Source organism: Streptomyces flavalbus, from assembly GCF_042674625.1.
GTDB lineage: Bacteria > Actinomycetota > Actinomycetes > Streptomycetales > Streptomycetaceae > Streptomyces > Streptomyces flavalbus.
In genome coordinates, this window is record NZ_JBHTEB010000001.1 from 6465962 (window position 1) to 6482903 (window position 16942).

The 16942-nt window shown below is 74.7% G+C and carries 15 protein-coding genes; 10 read left to right on the forward strand and 5 right to left on the reverse strand.

What is annotated here, in order from left to right:
- Positions 1-121 precede the first annotated feature (121 nt).
- From ACFQZ6_RS28885 to ACFQZ6_RS28910, 6 genes are all read left to right on the forward strand, one after another.
- A complete protein-coding gene (locus tag ACFQZ6_RS28885) occupies positions 122-2449 on the forward strand; it encodes a lantibiotic dehydratase (RefSeq protein ID WP_381614695.1) in 2328 nt (775 codons plus the stop codon).
- A complete protein-coding gene (locus ACFQZ6_RS28890) occupies positions 2449-3933 on the forward strand; it encodes an amino acid adenylation domain-containing protein (RefSeq protein WP_381614697.1) in 1485 nt (494 codons plus the stop codon). The genes ACFQZ6_RS28885 and ACFQZ6_RS28890 overlap by 1 nt, the downstream gene beginning before the upstream one ends.
- The gene (locus ACFQZ6_RS28895; RefSeq protein WP_381614699.1) at positions 3930-4988 is read left to right on the forward strand and encodes a threonine ammonia-lyase; all 1059 of its coding nucleotides are present in this window, start codon (positions 3930-3932) and stop codon (positions 4986-4988) included. Before ACFQZ6_RS28890 ends, ACFQZ6_RS28895 begins: the two co-directional genes overlap by 4 nt.
- The gene (locus ACFQZ6_RS28900) at positions 4985-5248 is read left to right on the forward strand and encodes an acyl carrier protein (protein ID WP_381614701.1); all 264 of its coding nucleotides are present in this window, start codon (positions 4985-4987) and stop codon (positions 5246-5248) included. Before ACFQZ6_RS28895 ends, ACFQZ6_RS28900 begins: the two co-directional genes overlap by 4 nt.
- 279 nt (positions 5249-5527) lie before the next feature.
- Positions 5528-7828: a lantibiotic dehydratase gene (locus ACFQZ6_RS28905; RefSeq protein WP_381614704.1), complete on the forward strand. Its 2301-nt coding sequence runs from the start codon at positions 5528-5530 to the stop codon at positions 7826-7828.
- Between the two features lie 40 nt (positions 7829-7868).
- Complete coding sequence (locus ACFQZ6_RS28910) at positions 7869-8783, forward strand: HipA family kinase (protein ID WP_381614707.1); 915 nt, start codon at positions 7869-7871, stop codon at positions 8781-8783.
- A 12-nt stretch (positions 8784-8795) separates the two neighbouring features.
- Here ACFQZ6_RS28910 and aceB read toward each other — a convergent pair whose 3' ends face one another.
- Positions 8796-10418 carry a malate synthase A gene (gene aceB, locus ACFQZ6_RS28915; RefSeq protein ID WP_381614709.1) on the reverse strand — a complete coding sequence of 541 codons (1623 nt, stop codon included), beginning with the start codon at positions 10416-10418 and terminating at the stop codon, positions 8796-8798.
- Between the two features lie 145 nt (positions 10419-10563).
- The gene (locus ACFQZ6_RS28920) at positions 10564-11169 is read right to left on the reverse strand and encodes a nucleotidyltransferase family protein (RefSeq protein WP_381614712.1); all 606 of its coding nucleotides are present in this window, start codon (positions 11167-11169) and stop codon (positions 10564-10566) included.
- Positions 11170-11348: 179 nt separating this feature from the next.
- Between ACFQZ6_RS28920 and ACFQZ6_RS28925 the strand changes: the two genes are divergently transcribed.
- Positions 11349-11663: a DUF5955 family protein gene (locus ACFQZ6_RS28925; RefSeq protein WP_381614715.1), complete on the forward strand. Its 315-nt coding sequence runs from the start codon at positions 11349-11351 to the stop codon at positions 11661-11663.
- A gap of 21 nt (positions 11664-11684) precedes the next feature.
- Here ACFQZ6_RS28925 and ACFQZ6_RS28930 read toward each other — a convergent pair whose 3' ends face one another.
- Complete coding sequence (locus ACFQZ6_RS28930) at positions 11685-12485, reverse strand: IclR family transcriptional regulator (RefSeq protein ID WP_381614718.1); 801 nt, start codon at positions 12483-12485, stop codon at positions 11685-11687.
- A gap of 187 nt (positions 12486-12672) precedes the next feature.
- Between ACFQZ6_RS28930 and allB the strand changes: the two genes are divergently transcribed.
- Both allB and alc read left to right on the forward strand, forming a co-directional pair.
- A complete protein-coding gene (gene allB, locus ACFQZ6_RS28935) occupies positions 12673-14013 on the forward strand; it encodes an allantoinase AllB (protein ID WP_381614720.1) in 1341 nt (446 codons plus the stop codon).
- Between the two features lie 56 nt (positions 14014-14069).
- Complete coding sequence (gene alc / locus ACFQZ6_RS28940) at positions 14070-15203, forward strand: allantoicase (RefSeq protein WP_381614723.1); 1134 nt, start codon at positions 14070-14072, stop codon at positions 15201-15203.
- An 11-nt stretch (positions 15204-15214) separates the two neighbouring features.
- Here the strand turns inward: alc and ACFQZ6_RS28945 are convergent, their stop codons facing one another.
- A complete protein-coding gene (locus ACFQZ6_RS28945) occupies positions 15215-15958 on the reverse strand; it encodes an SDR family oxidoreductase (RefSeq protein WP_381614725.1) in 744 nt (247 codons plus the stop codon).
- A gap of 131 nt (positions 15959-16089) precedes the next feature.
- On the opposite strand from ACFQZ6_RS28945, the gene ACFQZ6_RS28950 reads away from it, so the two are divergent.
- On the forward strand, positions 16090-16494 hold the full coding sequence (locus ACFQZ6_RS28950) for a hypothetical protein (RefSeq protein ID WP_381614728.1): 405 nt from the start codon (positions 16090-16092) through the stop codon (positions 16492-16494).
- Here the strand turns inward: ACFQZ6_RS28950 and ACFQZ6_RS28955 are convergent.
- On the reverse strand, positions 16480-16926 hold the full coding sequence (locus ACFQZ6_RS28955) for an HIT family protein (RefSeq protein WP_381614731.1): 447 nt from the start codon (positions 16924-16926) through the stop codon (positions 16480-16482). The two genes, ACFQZ6_RS28950 and ACFQZ6_RS28955, sit on opposite strands and share 15 nt — an antisense overlap.
- Between the last annotated feature and the right edge of the window lie 16 nt (positions 16927-16942).

A 16942-nucleotide genomic window follows, 5' to 3' on the forward strand; every position in this document is an offset into this window, starting at 1 on the left:
GCCCCCGTCGCGCGGGACGGTGCTGTCCGGCCGGAGAACCCGGCGCACCCGGGACGGGCCACCGCCCGTCCCGGGGCCGGTCGGACTCCCCGCACCCCACGTCTTTCGGAAGGAGCACGCGATGTCGGACGAGCACGCACCTGTCCTGCTGCCGGGCGGAGGCTGGCGCCTGTGGCACCAGTTCGCGCTGCGCGGGCCGGGCTTCCCCGCCGACGGCGTGCTGCGCCTGGCCCCGCCCGGACTGGCCGAGGCCGCCGACAAGTTCGGCCCCGGCACCGCGCTGACCGGCCCCGAGTGGGACGCGTTCACCGACGAACTGTCCACGGCGGCGGTGCACACCGCCCGCCACCTCCAACAGGTCGCCGCCCGCCCCCGCTTCCAGGCGGCCCTCGCCTGGCAGAACCCGGCCGTCCTGCGCACCGGCATCGCCCCGTTCCTGCGCTGGACGCCGGGTGTCGACGCGCGCAGCAGTATGCCCCGGCAGCGGGAGGAACTCGTCGCGCACTACTGGCAGCGGTTCTGCGTGAAGAACGACACCATCGGCTTCTTCGGCCCGGTCGGCTGGGGGAACTGGGACCTGGCCGCGCCGGACGCCGTCGCCACCGACGCCGGGGACGGCGGCTTCCTGGCTGCCGGGGAGGTCTACTTCTCCGGCTGGGCGATCGACGCCCTGGCCAAGGTGCTGGCCGAGGACGCCGAGCTGATGCGCTGGATTCCCCCGCGCCGCGTCTCCATCGTCCGCGCCGCCGACGGCACCGTACGGGTGCCAGGACGTCCCGCGCAGCCGGTCGGCCAGCGCGAGGCGGCGGTCCTCGGACTGTGCGACGGGACCCGGCCGGTGGCCGCGATCGCCGCGGCCCTGGACCTGCCGGTCGACGAGGTCACCGCCTGCGTGCGGGAGCTGGTACGGCGCCGCTGGGCGCAGTGGCGCCTGGAGGTGCCCGCGGCCACCCACCCCGACCGCGCCCTGCGCGCCATCCTGGAACGCGTCCCCGACGCGGCGGTCCGCGACCGCGCGCTGGCCAAGCTCGCCGTCCTGGAGGACCGCCGCGACGCCGTGCGCGCCGCGGGCGACGACGCCGACGCGCTGACCGCGGCGATCGGTGCCCTGGAGGCCGACTTCGCCGCCCTCACCGACGCCGAGGCGCAGCGCGCCAAGGGCGCCAGGACCGCGCCCTGCCGGGGCCTCGTCTACTCCGACACCCGCCGCGCCGCCACCGCCACGGCCGGGCCGGGGCTGCTCGCCCACCTGGAACCCCTCCAGCTCTGCCTGACCGCCGCCCGCTGGATGACCAACCGCTTCGCCGACGGCATCCGCGCCCGGCTGCGCACCGTGTACGACCGGCTCGCCGCGGACGGCGCCCCCGTGGACCTCGCCACCCTGTGGCTGCACACCCTGCCCTCCCCGCACCCCGAGGCGGGCGACCTCATCGACGCCGTACAGGCCGAACTGCGCGCCAAGTGGACCCGCCTGCTCGACATCCCGCCCGGCGCGCGCAGCGTCCGGCTCACCACCGCCGACCTCGCGCCCCGGGTCCGCGCGGAGTTCGAGGAACCCGGCGACGGCTGGTCGCTGGCCCGCTACATCAGCCCCGACGTGCTGGTCGTCGCGGACGACGCGGCGGCCCTGGCCCGCGGCGACGTCCAGCTCGTCCTCGGCGAGATGCACTGCGCCCTGAACACCATGGGCGCCTCCCTCTTCGTCCACCAGCACCCCGACCGCGCCGAGCTGCTCGCCGAGACCACCCGCGACTTCCCCGGCCCCCGCCTGCTGCCGATGCTCCCCAAGGAACTGCCGCAGAAGTGGTCCACCCGCAGCCGCCCCGCACTCGACCGCGACCAGGACCACTACGTGGCCCTCGTCGACCAGACCGGGGACCCGCACCGCCCGCGCACCGTGCTGGGCGCCGACGTCCAGGTGGTCGACAGCGACGGCAGGCTGACCGCCGTCCTGCCCGACGGCACCCGCTACGACGTCCTCGACGCCTACGCCAACACCCTCACCCAGCGCGTGATGGACCGCTTCACGCTGCGCCCTGAGGGCGAGCACACCCCGCGCGTCACCGTCGACCGCATGACCCTCGCCCGCGAGACCTGGCACCTCCCGGTCAGCGGGGCCGACTTCGCCGACGAGAAGTCGGAGGCCGCGCGCTTCGTCCGGGCCCGGCACTGGCAGCGCCGCCACGACCTGCCGCGCTTCGTGTTCGTCGTCTCCCCGACCGAACCCCGCCCGTTCTACGTCGACTTCGACAGCCCCGTCTACACCACCATCCTCGCCAAGGCCGCCCGCCGCCTCGCCCGCAAGGACCCCGAGGCCCGGCTGAAGGTCAGCGAGATGCTGCCCACCCCCGAACAGGCGTGGCTCACCGACGCCGAGGGGCACCGCTACACCTCCGAACTCCGCTTCGTCGCCGTCGACCAGACGGTCGTCTCCGGGGAGGACCGCTGATGCGCACCCTCGCCGACGACCTCGCCGACCACGCCGCCCAACACCCGGAGCGGATCGCCCTGGACACCCCGGACGGCACGGTGACCTACGGTCAACTCCACCACCGCACCGCCGAACTGACCCGCCTGCTGCACGCCCACGGCGTCCGCCCGGAGACCGTGTGCGCCGTCGCCGTCGAGCACGGCCGCGACGCGATCGCCGCCATCGCCGCCGTACTGCGCCTGGGCGCCGCCTTCCTCACCCTGGACGTGGGCCAGCCCCGCGCCCGGCTGGCGTCCTTCGTCCGCACCGCGGGCGCCCGCCTCCTGCTGACCACGCCCGAGCACGCCCGCGCCCTCGACCTGGACGTCCCCGTCCTCCCCCTGGACCGCCCGGCCCCCGCCGAGGACCCGCCGCTGCGGTCCGCCGAACCCCGGGCGCTCGCCTACGTGAGCCACACCTCCGGCAGCACCGGCGAGCCGAGCCCCGTCCTCGTCGAGCACCACGCCCTCGACGGCTACCTGCGCGACACGGCCCGCGCCCTGGGCCTCGGCCCGCACACCGTCGCCCTCCAGACGGCGCCGCTCGGCTACGACGCCTCCATCCGGGACACCTTCGCGCCCCTGCTGGCCGGGGCCCGCCTCGTCCTCGTCGAGCGCGCCCGGCTGCTGCGCCCCGCCGAGTTCGTCCGCACCGTGCGCGAGCACCGCGTCACCGCCCTGCTCAGCGTCACGCCGTCCTTCCTGACCCACCTGGCGGGCCAGCGGGAGCTGCCCGACCCGCTGGCCGGGGTCACCGTCGTCGCCTCCAGCGGCGAGTCCCTGCGGCCCTTCCTCACCTCCGGCGGGCGCCGCCTCGTCCCCGGCCGCCTCGTCAACCAGTACGGCCCGACCGAGTGCACCATGACCACCACCCGCCACGACGTCCCCGCCGACCCCGACCCGGCGCACGACGTCGTCGGCACGCCCCGTACCGGCGCCGTCGTGCGCGTCCTCGGCCCCGACCTCACGCCCGTCCCCGACGGCACCGTGGGCGAGGTCTACATCGGCGGCACCGGCGTCGCCCGCGGCTACGGCGGCCTCCCGGCCCGTACCGCCGCCTGCTTCGTCCCCGACCCCTACGGCCCGCCCGGGTCCCGTCTCTACCGCACCGGCGACCTCGGCCGCTGGACAGGTGAGGGCCTCCGCTACGAGGGCCGTGGCGACCGCCAGGTCAAGATCCGCGGCTACCGCGTGGACCCCGCCGAGATCGAGGGCGCCCTGCTCACCCACCCCGCCGTGACCGGCGCCGTCGTCACCGCGCACACCGACGAGCGGGGCCGCGTCTACCTGGCGGCCCACGTCACCGGCGACCAGGTCACCACCGACGCCGCGCTCCGCGCCCACCTGGCCCGCACCCTGCCGCCGCACCTGCTGCCGCGCCGCTTCCACCGCCACACCACCCTGCCCACCACCCGCGGCGGCAAGGCCGACCGCCGCCGCCTGGTCACCGGACGCACCGCATGAGCACCCCGACCACCACCGGCCCCCGCCCCGGCCCGTCCGCAACCGCGACCGCGACCGCGACCGCGACTGCGACCGCAACCGCGACTGCGACCGCGACGCGCGTCCCCGGCCTGCCGGTCCCCGCCGACGTCGTCACCGCCGCCGTCCGCATCGCCCCGTACGTCGTCCGCACCCCGCTGCTGTCCGGCCCGGTGACCGCCGCCTGCGGCCCCCGACTGCTGCTGAAGGCCGAACACCGCCAGCTCGGCGGGTCGTTCAAGACGCGCGGGGCGGCCAACGCCGTCCTCGCCCTGGACGCCCGCCACGTCGTCACCGGCTCGTCCGGCAACCACGGCATCGCGCTCGCCCGGCTCGCCCGCACGCTCGGCCTGCGGCTGACCGTCGTCCTCGCGGCGGGTTCCGCGCCCGCCAAGGCCGCCGCCATCCAGGCGCTGGGCGCCGAGACGGTCCGGGTGGGCGGGGGAGTGGCCGAACGCGAGGAACGCGCCCGCGCGCTCGCCGAGGCGACCGGCGCCGCCCTCATCCCCTCCTCCGACCACCCCCTGGTGATCGCCGGGCAGGGCACGGTCGGCGCCGAACTCCTCACCGACGCCCCCCACACCGAGACGGTGTACGTCCCGGTCGGCGGCGGCGGCCTGCTCGCCGGGGTCTGCCTCGCCGCCGCGGACCACCCGGTGCGGGTGGTCGGCGTCGAACCCGCCCTCACCCCGCGCTACGCCCGCTCCCTCGCCGCCGGACACCCCGTCCAACTGCCGCCGAGCGCCACCGTCGCGGACGGCCTGCGCGGCCAGCGCCCGGGGGACACCACCTACCCGATCGTCCGCGACCGGGTCGACGACCTGATCGCCGTCGGCGAGGCCGAGATCCTCGCCGCCGCCACCCTGCTGCGCCGCAACGGCGTCGCCGCCGAACCCAGCGGCGCCGTCGCCCTCGCCGGAGCCCTGCGCGCCGGGCGCCGCGAGGCCGCCGTGGCCATCGTCTCGGGCGGCAACACGCCCGCCCGTCTGCTCACCCCGCACCGCACACCCACCACCACAGAGGAGCACACGCCATGACCGAGCCCACCGCCACCGCCACCGCCGTCAGCACCCTCGACCTGCTCGTCGACGTCTTCCGCGAGGTGCTGGACCTGCCCGACCTCACCGCCGACACCGACTTCTACGAGGCGGGCGGCGACTCCCTGACCGCCTTCCAGATCACCGGCCGCCTCCAGGAGATCCTCGGCGCCGACGACATCCCGGTCTCCCTGGTCTTCGCCTACCCGACGCCCCGCGACCTCGCCGAGGTCGTCGACGCCGACTACGGCAGGGCCTGACACCACCCACGCGGCGCCCCCACCGGTTCCCGGCCCCACCCACCCCGCCCCACGGGGCCGGGGAACCGGAGCGCCAGCCACCCCCACCCGCGTCCTGGTCCCCCCATCACCTCGTTGACGCGCCCCGCGCCCTCCATGGCCGGGTGCGCCCGTGTCCTGCCCCGCCCGCCACCTCGTTGACGCGCCCCGCGCCCCCCATGGCCGCCCCCGCCCGCCCCCGCCCGCCCCCGCTCGCGCCCCGTCCCGCCAACCCGTCCGTGCTCGCGAAGGAGTGCCGCTATGACCGACGAACCCGCTCCGTCCCTCGGCCGCTGGCGGCTGTGGAACCAGTTCGCGCTGCGCGGGCCCGGTTTCCCCGCCGACGGCGTGCTGCGCCTGGCCCCGCCCGGACTGGCCGAGGCCGCCGACAAGTTCGGCCCCGACACCCCGCTGACCGGCCCCGACTGGGACGGCTTCGCCGAACAGCTCGCCACGGCGGCCGTGGAGACCGCCCACGTCCTCCAGGACATCGCCCGCACCCCGGCGTTCCGGCAGGCGGTGGCCTGGCAGAACCGGCCCGTGCTCACCTCCGGCATCGCCCCGTTCCTGCGCTGGACGCCGGGCGTGGACGCGCGCAGCAGTATGCCCCGGCAGCGCGAGGAACTCGTCGCCCACTACTGGCAGCGGTTCTGCGTGAAGAACGACACCATCGGCTTCTTCGGCCCGGTCGGCTGGGGCCGCTGGGACCCCGCCGTGCACGGCGCCGTGGTCGACACCGGGTCCGGCCTGATCGCGGACTCCACCGTGTACTGGGCCAGTTGGGGCATCGACGCCCTGGCCAGGCTGCTGGACGCGGACCCGGCGCTGCGCGGCTGGATCGCCCCGCGGCGGGTGCCGTTCGTCGCCGTGGACGGTGACCGGGTGCGGGTGCCCGGCCGCCGCCCGGCGACCGTGGACGCCGCGACGGCCGCCGTCCTGGCCCGCTGCGACGGCGTCCACCGGGCCAACGACATCGCCGCCGAACTGCCCGGCACCGACGTCCCCGCCGTCCTGGCCGACCTGGTCGCCCGCCGCTGGGCGGTCTGGCGCCTTGAGGTGCCCGCGGGCACCCACCCCGACCGCGCCCTGCGCGCCTGGCTGGACACCGTCGGCGACCCGGGCCCCCGGGACCGCGCGCTCGCCGCCCTGGACCGCCTGGAGGCGGGCCGCGCGAAGGTCGCCGCCGCCACCGACGCGGACGCCCTCGTCACCGCGCTCCAGGAACTGGAACGCGACTTCACGGACCTCACCGACACCGCCGCCGTCCGCGAGAAGTCCGCCACCACCGCGCCCTGCCGCGCCCTCGTCTACTCCGACACCCGGCGCTCCGCCACCGCCCGTCTCGGCCCCGCCGTCCTGGACGCGCTGGCCCCGCTGCGCCCGCTGCTGGACAGCGCGGGCTGGCTCACCGCACGCCTGGCCGCCACCGTCGCCGCCGAGACCCGTACGGTGTACGACCGGCTCGCCGCCGACGGGCCGGTGGACCTGGCCTCCTTCTGGTTTGCGTGCCTGCCGGTCCTGCACGGCACCGCCCGCGCCGCCGCGACCGACCTGCAACAGGAGTTCGCCGCACGCTGGCAGCGCGTCCTCGCCGTCCCCGAGGGGGCCCGCCGGGTGACCGCGCGCACCGCCGACGTCGAGGCGGCCGTACGGCGGGAGTTCGGCGGAGACGGCGGTGGCTGGACCGCCGCCCGCTACCTCAGCCCCGACATCATGATCGCCGCGGACGGGCCGGAGGCCGCCGCCCGCGGTGACCTCACCCTCGTCCTCGGGGAACTCCACCTGGCCTCGAACACGCTGGCGGCCTCCCTCTTCACCCACCAGCACCCGGACGTCGACGAGCTGTTCGCCCTCACCGACCGCGACCACCCCGGCCCGCGCCTGCTGCCCCTGATCCCCAAGGAGCACCGCGCCCGCCTCTCCGCCCGGGTCCGGCAGACCCTGGTCAGGCCCGAGGACTACCAGGTCGCCCTCACCGACTTCACCGCCGACCCCGCCCGCCCGCGGGCCGTCCGCAGCGCCGACGCCGTCGTCGAGGAACGCGACGGTGGCCTCGTCGTCCGCCTCCCGGACGGCGCGCTGTTCCCCGCGGTGGACGTGTTCGCGCACGTCCTGACCACGCTGGCGATGGACCTGTGCCAGTTCCTGCCGCCCGCCGCGCACACCCCGCGCGTCACCGTCGACCGCCTGGTCATCGCCCGCGAGACCTGGCGGCTGCCCGCCGCGGACGCCGCCTTCGTCGACGTCAAGGACGAAGCCCGGCGCTTCGTCCAGGCCCGGCAGTGGCGCACCTGCCTCGACCTGCCGCGCTTCGTCTTCGTCGTCTCCCCGACCGAGTCCCGCCCGTTCTACGTCGACTTCGACAGCCCGGTCTACATCACCATCCTGGCCAAGGCCCTGCGCCGCCTGGCCCGCAAGGACCCGGCGGGCACGGTGACGATCACGGAGATGCTGCCCACCCCGGAGCAGACCTGGCTCACCGACGACGAGGGCCGCCGCTACACCTCGGAACTCCGCTTCGTCGCCTTCGACACCCACTTCGTTACGATGCACACGCCATGAGGTGACCGTGCAAGACGACCGAGCCGTGGGGCCTGCCAGGATGCTGAGGGAAGTGACCGCGACCCGGTACGTCGAGCCCCTGCGCTCCGGCGGCTCCGTCCCCGCCGTCGTCGAGGCCGACGACCTCGGGACGTACGTCGTGAAGTTCACCGGCTCCGCGCAGGGCCACAAGGCCCTGGTCGCCGAGGTGATCGTCGGGGAGCTGGCGCGGGCGCTCGGGCTGCGGTTCCCGGAGCTGGTGCTGGTGCACTTCGACCCGGCGATCGCCGGGCACGAACCCCACCAGGAGGTACGGGACCTGCACAGCGCCAGCGCCGGGACCAACCTCGGCATGGACTGGCTGCCGGGCGCCCGCGACTTCACGCCCGAGGTCGCCGCGACGTTCCCGGTTGACCCGGTGGAGGCGGGCCGGGTCGTCTGGCTGGACGCCCTGACCGTGAACGTCGACCGCACGGTCCACAGCTCCAACCTGATGGTCTGGCCGACCGCCGGTGTCGCCCCGCCGCGCCTGTGGCTCATCGACCACGGCGCGGCGCTCGTCTTCCACCACCGCTGGGACCTCTCCGCGCCGGAGAAGGCGTACGACTTCCGCCACCACGCCCTCGGGCAGTACGGCCCCGACCTGCGTGCCGCCGACGCCGAGCTGGCGCCGAAGGTGACCGAGGAGCTGCTGCGCGCGGTGGTCGCCGAGGTGCCGGACGCCTGGCTGGCCGAGGAGGCGGACTTCGCGACGCCGGACGCCGTCCGGGAGGCGTACGTGGGCTACCTCCACGCGCGCGTGCGCGCCTCCACGGCCTGGCTGCCGACCGACTTCCCCACCCGGGAGGAGGTCGCCGCCGAGGAGGCGCGGCGCGCGGCACGCACCCAGCGGGGACGCCCGGACTGGCTCAAGCGGGTCCCCGACCTGCACGGCCGACCGGCCGCGGAACAGGACTGGTCGGCCCACCTGAAGTGACCGCCCGCCCTGCTACCCCTTGAGCTGCTCGTACGCCGGAAGGGTCAGGAAGTCGGCGTAGTCCTCGTCGAGGGCGACCTTCAGCAGCAGGTCGTGGGCCTGCTGCCAGTTGCCCGCGGCGAAGGACTCCTCGCCCAGCTCCGTCCGGATGCTCGCCAGCTCCCGCGCCGCGACCTCGCGGGCCAGGTCGGCGGTGACGGTCTCGCCGTTGTCGAGGACGACCCCGGCGTTGATCCACTGCCAGATCTGCGAGCGGGAGATCTCGGCGGTGGCCGCGTCCTCCATGAGGTTGAAGATGGCGACCGCGCCGAGTCCGCGCAGCCACGCCTCGATGTACCGGATGCCGACCTGGACGGCGTTGACGAGGCCCGCGTACGTCGGCCTGGCGTCGAGGGAGTCGACGGCGATCAGGTCGGCCGCCTCGACGTGGACGTCCTCGCGGAGCCGGTCCTTCTGGTTCGGCTTGTCGCCGAGGACCTTGTCGAAGGACTCCATGGCGATCGGCACCAGGTCGGGGTGGGCGACCCAGGAGCCGTCGAAGCCGTCGCGCGCCTCGCGGTCCTTGTCGGCGCGGACCTTCTCGAAGGCGACCTTGTTGACCTCGGCGTCCCGGCGGGACGGGATGAACGCCGCCATGCCGCCGATCGCGTGCGCGCCGCGCCGGTGGCAGGTGCGGACGAGGAGTTCGGTGTACGCCCGCATGAACGGGGCCGTCATCGTGACCGCGTTGCGGTCCGGCAGGACGAATCTCGGGCCGCCGTCGCGGAAGTTCTTCACGATGGAGAAGAGGTAGTCCCAGCGGCCCGCGTTCAGCCCGGAGGCGTGCTCGCGCAGCTCGTAGAGGATCTCCTCCATCTCGTACGCCGCCGTGATCGTCTCGATCAGGACGGTGGCGCGGACGGTGCCCCGCGGGATGCCGAGCTGGTCCTGCGCGAAGACGAACACGTCGTTCCAGAGGCGGGCCTCCAGGTGCGACTCCGTCTTCGGGAGGTAGAAGTAGGGGCCCTTGCCCATGTCCAGCAGGCGCCGCGCGTTGTGGAAGAAGTACAGGCCGAAGTCGACCAGGGCGCCGGGCACCGGGGTGCCGTCCGACCGGAGGTGGCGCTCGTCGAGGTGCCAGCCGCGCGGGCGCGTCACGACGGTGGCGAGTTCGGCGTCCGGGCGCAGGGCGTACGACTTGCCGGTCCGCTCGTCGGTGAAGTCGATGCGGCGGGTGTGGGCGTCGATCAGGTTGAGCTGGCCGCCGACGACGTTCTCCCAGGTGGGCGCGGAGGCGTCCTCGAAGTCCGCGAGCCAGACCTTCGCGCCCGAGTTGAGCGCGTTGATGGTCATCTTGCGGTCGGTGGGGCCGGTGATCTCCACCCGGCGGTCGTCGAGGGCGGCGGGCGCGGGGGCGACCCGCCAGGAGTCGTCGGCGCGGATCGCGGCGGTCTCGGGGAGGAAGTCCAGGGTCGAGGTGCGGGCGATCTCGGCGCGGCGCTCGGCGCGGCGGGCGAGGAGTTCGTCGCGCCGGGGCGTGAACCGGCTGTGCAACTCGGCCACGAAGGCGAGCGCCGCGTCCGTGAGGACCTCCTCCTGCCGCGGCAAGGGCTCGGCGTCGACGATGGCCAGCGGGGACGGCGCTGGTGCGGACATGAGCTGTCACTTCCTTCAGCGAGTGTGGCTGCCTTGAACAGGCCCCTGGGCAGTGGATAGTAATTTCCTCATCGTGGAACTTCAATGGTTTGTTGATGTCGAGATTCTCCGGGTCGAGGCATCGTGGCACTCGGTGTCACCCCACTCACTCAAGGTGACCCAGGTCCGCCTCGGTGTCGATGTCGTACGGCCGTGCCACGTCCCCGCACTCGATGAGCGTGACAGCGCTTTCCCGCTCCCTGAGGTAGCCACGCGCCCCCCGGTCCCCGCTCGCGGCCCCGGCGACGCCCGCCCAGTGGGCCGCGCCGAGCAGCACCGGATGGCCGCGCACACCCTCGTACGCCGCCGACACCAGCGACGACTCGTCCCGGTACGCGGCCCGCACCCGCGCCACCGCCTCCGCCCCGATGCCGGGCTGGTCCACCAGCAGCACCAGCGCCGCCCCGGCCCCCGTCCCGGCGAGCGAGTCCAGGCCCGCGAGCAGTGAGCCGCCCATGCCCTGCTCCCACTTCGGGTTCTCCACCAGCACACAGCCGGGCAGTTCGGCCTGGTCGCGTACGGCGTCGGCGTGCGCCCCGAGCACCACGTGCACGCGCGCGCACCCCGCCGCGCGCAGCACGCCCGCCGCGTGCTCCACGAGCGGGCGCCCACGGTGCGTCAGCAGGGCCTTGGGGCGCCCGCCGAGCCGCCGTCCGCCCCCGGCGGCGAGCAGCAGTCCGGCGACGGCGCCGCCTTCAGTTTTTTCGGTCATACGTCCTGCATACCTGACGGCATGTCGACTTCCGGGCGTCCGAGGGCTGAATTTCAGTCCGGGCGGTGGCGCATCCACCCAGGAAGGCGTTTACTGACCGGCGTCCCCGAGCCGGGGAGCCGGGGATGGTCCAGGGGGACGACACGACCGCGCACATGGGCGTGCGAGGGGGGAGAGCTGTGTTGCGGAGCTTGGGGCAGAAGCGGGTGACCGGCAGCGGCGAGGACCCGAGGGTGGCGGAACTGCGGACCGCCGTCTCCCGGTTACGCCGTGAACTCGCCGTGCTCCCGGCCGAGTTCCCGGACCGCGCCATCGCGGAGGACGAACTCGCCGCGCTCGCCTCGATGACCTCGGGCGACGCCCCCGAGATCCTCCGCCTGCGCCGCTCCCTGCTGCTCATCGCGGGCGCGATCGGCTCGGTGAGCGCCCTGTCGAAGGGGCTCACCCAGGTGCGGGAAGCGGTGGAACTGTTCGGTGAGCCGCCGCGCGGCTGACCCGAACGGTCCGGGACGGGATCAGCTCGCCGGGGCGCCCGGCGTCGCCAGCGCCTGCGAGAGTTCCACCGCCACCTGCTGGAGCACCGGCACGATCCGTTCCGTCGCCGCCTCCGTGACCCGGCCCGCCGGACCGGAGATGGAGATCGCCGCCGCGGTGGGGGAGTCCGGCACCGGCACCGCGAGGCAGCGCACGCCGAGCTCCTGCTCGTTGTCGTCCACCGCGTAGCCGAGGCGCCGCACGTCCGCCAGCGCCGCGAGGAAGCCGTCCGGCGTGGTGATCGTCTTCTCGGTGGCCGCGGGCATCCCGGTGCGGGCGAGCAGGGCGCGGACCTCCTGTGCCGGGAAGCCCGCCAGCAGGGCCTTGCCGACGCCGGTGGAGTGCGGCAGCACGCGGCGGCCGACCTCGGTGAACATCCGCATCGAGTGCTTGGACGGCACCTGGGCGACGTAGACGATCTCGTCGCCGTCGAGCAGCGCCATGTTCGCCGTCTCGCCGGTCTCCTCGACCAGTCGGGCGAGGTAGGGACGCGCCCAGGTGCCCAGCAGCCGGGAGGCGGACTCGCCGAGGCGGATCAGGCGCGGGCCGAGCGCGTAGCGCCGGTTGGGCTGCTGGCGGACGTAGCCGCAGGCGACCAGGGTGCGCATCAGCCGGTGGATGGTGGGCAGCGGCAGCCCGCTGCTCGCGGACAGCTCGCTCAGACCGACCTCGCCGCCCGCGTCCGCCATCCGCTCCAGCAGGTCGAAGGCGCGCTCAAGGGACTGGACGCCACCGCTGGCGGACTTGCCGGGGTCGGTGGTGCTGGCGCGGGACGTCGGCACGGCGCGTTCCTTTCGGGACGGACGGGTAGAGCGGAAGTCTAATTCCGCACTGCGGAAAAGTCCAGAGGTCGCCCGCGGGTGCACGGTAGAGGGTGTGCCCCTTGACTGCGACGGGGCGGGAGGCGAAACTCCTTCAACAGAAAGTTGAATTCCGTTACGTGGAAGTTAATTCCCGAAGGGGGCCCGGGTGTCCGACGCTGAACTGGTGCTGCGCTCCACGCGCGTGATCACCCCCGAGGGGATGCGCGCCGCCTCGGTCGCGGTGACCGGCGGCACGATCACCGCCGTGGCGCCCTACGACGCCCAGGTGCCCTCCGGCGCCCGCCTTGAGGACCTCGGGGACGACGTCCTGCTGCCCGGCCTGGTCGACACCCACGTGCACGTCAACGACCCCGGCCGCACCGAGTGGGAGGGCTTCTGGACCGCCACCCGCGCCGCCGCCGCCGGAGGCGTCACCACCCTCGTCGACATGCCGCTCAACTCCCTGCCCCCGACGACGACCGTCGCCGCCCTCCGCGTCAAGCAGGAGGTCGCCGCCGCCAAGGCCCACGTCGACGTCGGCTTCTGGGGCGGCGCCCTGCCCGACAACGTGGGGCACCTGCGCCCGCTGCACGAGGCCGGGGTCTTCGGCTTCAAGGCGTTCCTGTCCCCGTCCGGCGTGGACGAGTTCCCGCACCTCGGACGGGACCAGCTCGCCCGCTCCCTGGCCGAGATCGCGGGCTTCGACGGCCTGCTCATCGCGCACGCCGAGGACCCCGGCCACCTCGCCGCCGCCCCGCAGAAGGGCGGCCCCCGGTACGCCGACTTCCTCGCCAGCCGCCCCCGCGACGCCGAGGACACCGCCGTCGCCACCCTGCTCGCCGAGGCGAAGCGCCTCCACGCGCGCGTGCACGTGCTGCACCTGTCGTCGTCCGACGCGCTGCCGCTGATCCGCGCCGCCCGCGCCGACGGCGTCCGCGTCACCGTCGAGACCTGCCCGCACTACCTCACCCTGACCGCCGAGGAAGTGCCGGACGGCGCCAGCGAGTTCAAGTGCTGCCCGCCGATCCGGGAGGCCGCCAACCAGGACCTGCTCTGGGAGGCGCTCGCGGACGGCACCATCGACTGCGTGGTCACCGACCACTCCCCGTCCACGGCCGACCTCAAGACCGCCGACTTCGCCACCGCCTGGGGCGGCATCTCCGGCCTCCAGCTCAGCCTCTCCGCCGTCTGGACCGAGGCCCGTAGGCGCGGCCACGGCCTGGAGGACGTCGTGCGCTGGATGTCCGCCCGCACCGCCGCACTCGTCGGCCTCGACGACCGCAAGGGCGCCATCGCCGTAGGACGGGACGCCGACTTCGCGGTCCTCGCGCCCGACGCCACCTTCACCGTGGACCCGGCCGCCCTCCAGCACCGCAACCGCGTCACGGCGTACGCGGGCCGCACCCTCAGCGGCGTCGTGAAGTCCACCTGGCTGCGCGGCGAACGCGTCGTCGCGGACGGCCAGTTCACCGCACCGAAGGGACGGCTCCTCCAGCGCACCCACTGACCCCCGCCCGCCCGCACCCGCGGCGGCCGAACCGACGAAAGGCAGAACTGATCACCGTGACGGCGATACCCCGTTTCACCGGCGACGCGCACCCCTACGCGGGCGGCGACCCGTACGCGGACTACCGCACCGCCGACTTCCCCTTCACCCGGTACGCCAACCTCGCCGACCGGCGGCTCGGCGCCGGGGTCATCGCCGCCAACGACGAGTTCTTCGCCCAGCGGGAGAACCTGCTGGTGCCCGAGCGGCCCGTGTTCGACCCCGAGCACTTCGGGCACAAGGGCAAGATCATGGACGGCTGGGAGACCCGGCGCCGCCGCGGTGCCTCCGCCGACCATCCCTGGCCCGCCGCCGACGACCACGACTGGGCCCTCGTCCGGCTCGGCGCGCCCGGCGTGGTCCGCGGCGTCGTCGTCGACACCGCGCACTTCCGCGGCAACCACCCGCAGGCGGTGTCCATTGAGGCCACCTCGGCGCCGGACGCCGCCGCGCCGGAGGAACTCCTCGGTCCCGACGTGCAGTGGACGACCCTCGTCCCGCGCACCCCGGTCGGCGGCCACGCCGCCAACGGGTTCGCCGTGTCGCTGGAGCGGCGCGTCACCCACCTGCGCGTCCGGCAGCACCCCGACGGCGGCATCGCCCGGCTGCGCGTGTACGGCGAGGTGGTCCCGGACCCGGCCTGGCTGGCGGCGCTCGGCACCTTCGACGTCGTCGCCCTGGAGAACGGCGGCCAGGTCGAGGACGCCTCCGACCGCTTCTACTCGCCCGCCACGAACACCATCCAGCCGGGCCGCTCCCGCAAGATGGACGACGGCTGGGAGACCCGGCGCCGCCGCGACCAGGGCCACGACTGGATCCGCTACCGGCTCGCCGCCCGCGCCGAGATCCGCGCCCTGGAGATCGACACCGCCTACCTCAAGGGCAACAGCGCGGGCTGGGCGTCGGTCTCCGTGCGGGACGGCGAGCACGGCGCGGACGGCGGAGACGGCGCCTGGCGGGAGGCGCTCCCCCGGACCCGCCTCCAGCCCGACACCAACCACCGCTTCGTCCTGCCGGAGCCCGTCGTCGGCACCCACGCGCGCGTGGACATCTACCCGGACGGCGGGATCTCCCGACTGCGCCTGTTCGGCGCCCTGACGGACGACGGCGCGCGGCGCCTGACGGCGCGCCACCAGGAGCTGGGCGGCTGACCCCGGCGCCGTCAGGCCGCGTGGCCGCCGTCCACCGAGAACTCGGCGCCGGTGACGTACGTGGCGCTGGCCAGGTGGGCGACGGTCGCCGCGATCTCGTCGGCGGTGCCGAACCGGCCGAGCGCGGTCAGCGCCGCCTGACCGGCGGCGTACGGCCCGTCGGCGGGGTTCATGTCGGTGTCGACGGGCCCCGGGTGCACGATGTTCGCGGTGATCCCGCGCGGGCCGAGTTCCCGGGCCAGCGCCCGCGTCAGCCCGGTCAGGGCCGACTTGCTCATGGCGTACAGGGTGCCGCCCGGGCCGGGTACGCGCTGGGTCATACAGGTGCCGATGGTGATGATCCGGCCGCCGTCCGCCATCCGCGCGGCGGCGGCCTGGGAGGCCAGGAAGACGCCCCGCACGTTCACCGCGAGGACCCGGTCCACGTCGGCGAGGGACAGCTCGGAAAGCGGCCCGAGCACCCCGACGCCCACGTTGTTCACCAGCACGTCGAGCCCGCCGAGCGCCGCCACGGCCCGCGCCACCGCGTCCGCCGCCTCGACCGGGTCCGCGGAGTCAGCCCGCAGCGCCACCGCCCGCCGCCCCAGCGACTCCACCGCCCGGACGACGTCCTCGGCGGCCTCCTTGCCCCGCACATACGTCACGGCCACGTCCGCGCCCTCCTGCGCCAGCCGCACGGCGGTCGCCGCGCCGATGCCCCGACTGCCCCCGGTGACGAGCGCCTTCCGACCCAGCAGCGGTGTCCGAACTGTCATGCCAAATACCTGAGAAGTCATGCCCCCCATTCCACCGACGCCCATCCCAGGACGCTGGCGGCGAACGGACACCGACGTCGCGCGCCGCCGACTAGGCTAAGCGGCGGGCGAGTTGACCTCCGGGGGAGCCGATGGCGCTGGACGAGGTACGGATCCGTCATCTGGAGATGATCCAGACCATCGTGACCCGGATGGCGGGCAACTCCTTCCTGATCAAGGGCTGGTCGCTGACCGTCACGGGCGCGCTGCTCGCCTACGCCGTCGGCAACGAGGAGAGTGCCGTCGCCCTGGTGAGCATCCTCCCGGTGCTGGCCTTCTGGATCATGGACGGCTACTTCCTCTACCAGGAGCGGCTCTTCCGGCGGCTCTACGACCGGGTGCGCCGTCCCGAGGAGGACATCGCCCCCTTCCACATGGACGTGGCACCCGGCCGGGAGAAGGCGGGCGTGCTGCGGGCCGCCGTCTCCCCCACCCTGTCGATCTTCTACGGCCCCCTCCTGGTCGCCCAGGTGGTCGCGCTGCTAGTCGTGAGGTGACCCGAGGGCCGTGCGCAGCCGACGCGCCGAGTCGTCCAGCCGCTCCGGTTCCGTGGGCGCGGCCTCCGGCCACAACCGGGGCATCCGGTCGCCCGCGTACCGGGGGACGACGTGGACGTGCAGGTGCGGAACGGTCTGGGTGGCGACCGCGCCGGAGGACTGGATGACGTTCATGCCCTCGGGGCGGTGGACGGCGCGGACCGCGTGGGCGGCCCTGAGCACCGCCGCGCTGACGGCCGCCGCCGTCCCCTCGTCCAGGCCCCAGACGTCCGCGACATGGCGCCGGGGCACGACGAGGACGTGTCCGGGGTGTACGGGGTTCAGGGGCAGGAACGTCAGTGTCTCCGTCGTGGTGGCGACGACGCGGGCCGGTGCGGTCCCGGCGGCGATCGCGCAGAAGGCGCAGTCGGGGTCCTGGTGCGGGGCTGTCATGGACCGAACCCTAGAG

What these genes read in the sequence shown, in the direction of transcription:
- ACFQZ6_RS28885 (WP_381614695.1), top strand. Translation starts at nt 122, where the DNA reads ATGTCGGACGAGCACGCACCTGTCCTGCTGCCGGGCGGAGGCTGGCGC.
- ACFQZ6_RS28890 (WP_381614697.1), top strand. Translation starts at nt 2,449, where the DNA reads ATGCGCACCCTCGCCGACGACCTCGCCGACCACGCCGCCCAACACCCG.
- ACFQZ6_RS28895 (WP_381614699.1), top strand. Translation starts at nt 3,930, where the DNA reads ATGAGCACCCCGACCACCACCGGCCCCCGCCCCGGCCCGTCCGCAACC.
- ACFQZ6_RS28900 (WP_381614701.1), top strand. Translation starts at nt 4,985, where the DNA reads ATGACCGAGCCCACCGCCACCGCCACCGCCGTCAGCACCCTCGACCTG.
- ACFQZ6_RS28905 (WP_381614704.1), top strand. Translation starts at nt 5,528, where the DNA reads ATGACCGACGAACCCGCTCCGTCCCTCGGCCGCTGGCGGCTGTGGAAC.
- ACFQZ6_RS28910 (WP_381614707.1), top strand. Translation starts at nt 7,869, where the DNA reads ATGCTGAGGGAAGTGACCGCGACCCGGTACGTCGAGCCCCTGCGCTCC.
- aceB (WP_381614709.1), bottom strand. Translation starts at nt 10,418, where the DNA reads ATGTCCGCACCAGCGCCGTCCCCGCTGGCCATCGTCGACGCCGAGCCC.
- ACFQZ6_RS28920 (WP_381614712.1), bottom strand. Translation starts at nt 11,169, where the DNA reads ATGACCGAAAAAACTGAAGGCGGCGCCGTCGCCGGACTGCTGCTCGCC.
- ACFQZ6_RS28945 (WP_381614725.1), bottom strand. Translation starts at nt 15,958, where the DNA reads ATGACAGTTCGGACACCGCTGCTGGGTCGGAAGGCGCTCGTCACCGGG.
- ACFQZ6_RS28950 (WP_381614728.1), top strand. Translation starts at nt 16,090, where the DNA reads ATGGCGCTGGACGAGGTACGGATCCGTCATCTGGAGATGATCCAGACC.
- ACFQZ6_RS28955 (WP_381614731.1), bottom strand. Translation starts at nt 16,926, where the DNA reads ATGACAGCCCCGCACCAGGACCCCGACTGCGCCTTCTGCGCGATCGCC.